This is a genomic window from Candidatus Thiosymbion oneisti, from assembly GCF_900092655.1.
Taxonomy (GTDB): Bacteria; Pseudomonadota; Gammaproteobacteria; order Chromatiales; family Chromatiaceae; genus Thiosymbion; species Thiosymbion oneisti.
The window spans coordinates 1-1,550 of sequence record NZ_FLUY01000254.1; the positions used below are offsets into that span (position 1 = coordinate 1).

General features: G+C 56.8%; 1 protein-coding gene and 1 pseudogene. Both read right to left on the reverse strand.

From position 1 onward, the window contains the following. Positions 1–206: pseudogene (locus BQ17_RS02200) on the reverse strand (hypothetical protein); the annotation flags it as partial. A gap of 111 nt (positions 207–317) precedes the next feature. After that, complete coding sequence (locus tag BQ17_RS02205; RefSeq protein WP_089724098.1) at positions 318–899, reverse strand: superoxide dismutase; 582 nt, start codon at positions 897–899, stop codon at positions 318–320. Between the last annotated feature and the right edge of the window lie 651 nt (positions 900–1,550).

Below are 1,550 nucleotides of genomic sequence, written 5' to 3' on the forward strand. Positions count from 1 at the left end.
ACCAGGGTGCCCAGCTTGTTGGAGAGCTCCCCCCACTTTTTGTTCATCTCCCGAAGCTGCCGGCGCGTCTCGTCCTTGAATAGGCGCAGCTCGGCTTCCGTTTGCAGCTGCGAGTTGTAGAGCCGGTCGAACTGGACGTCGGTATTCCTGACGAAATTCTGCACGGTCTGTTCGAGGCTGTCGATGCGCTCAATGACGGCTGCCATAGTCGGTTCCGGGAATCTTAAGGATGAGAGGGATCGGCTTGATATAGCGACTCTAGCATGGGTTCGGGGCACCTTGGGGTTTTCAAGGTGCCCTGCAATCGGTCAACCGCGTCAGCCGGTGTACTTGGCCGCTACGAAATCCCAGTCGACGATCTTCCAGATCTCCTCCAGATACTTGGGGCGAGCATTGCGGTAGTCGATATAGTAGGCATGCTCCCAGACATCGACCGTCAACAGGGCGGTTTTACCCTCGGTCATGGGGGTACCGGCGTTGGAGGTATTGACGATCTCCAGAGAACCGTCCTTACCCTTCACCAGCCAGGTCCAACCGGAACCGAAATTGGTCGTGGCAGACTGGGTAAACTGCTTCTTGAATGCGTCGAAAGAACCAAATTTGGCTTTAATGGCACCGGCCAGGGCGCCGGAGGGCTCACCACCGCCCTTGGGGTTCAGACAGCTCCAGTAGAAGCTGTGGTTCCACACCTGCGCGGCGTTATTGAATACACCGCCGGAGGATTTCATGATGACGTCTTCCAGGCTCTTGCCTTCGAACTCGGTACCGGGCACCAGTTTGTTGAGGTTGGTGACATAGGTCTGGTGGTGCTTGCCGTAGTGATACTCGATGGTCTCCTGGGAGATGACAGGCTCCAGGGCCTTCTTGTCATATGGGAGTGCGGGCAGTTCGTGTGCCATGAGGTAGTCTCCTGAGGTGTGCTATGTGCTTGCCGGCGATCGGTGAAGATCCGCGCTGGATGCCCGGATCTCGACCCAAGGCCATATCCGACTAAATTGCTCGGTAATCAGGCTATGGATTCTAGTCACGACCCTAGGCTTTTGCAACCACTAGCGAGGCATCGCCTTGAGCCCATGAGAGCCCGACTCGAGCTTCGTGGCGAAACCTCAATCGGACAGGGTTTACAGGATTGACAAGCTTCTCGTCCCCACGCACCGCGTGGGGACGTGGAAGCTCCGCGCTGCGGAGAAGGCGGGTTAGAACAGCACCTTGCCGGCGAATCCTGGCCGGCAGGATGCCGGCGTTCCCAGCGTTCCCAGCGCTCCCATGGGCGACTAGTATCTAGTTTCGATCGATATTGCTAGGGGATGTTCTCAATTAACAAACGATCTAATCCTCGCTATCTCGAACCACGGATAGACACGGATAGACACGGATTTGTCTCCATTCGTGTCGATCCGTGTTCATCCGTGGTTCTCTTTCCGGTTGTTATCTGCACTAACCAGTGGTTTTCACAGGCTAGATGGCCGCAACATCCCAGCGGTCCACTCCGAGACACTCCGCGGCGCGGAGCTTCCGCGTTCCCACGCAGCGCGTGGGAACGAGAGAAT

Bases quoted from the DNA above. Each gene is read 5' to 3' on its own strand.
- BQ17_RS02205 (WP_089724098.1), bottom strand. From the start codon at position 899: ATGGCACACGAACTGCCCGCACTCCCATATGACAAGAAGGCCCTGGAG.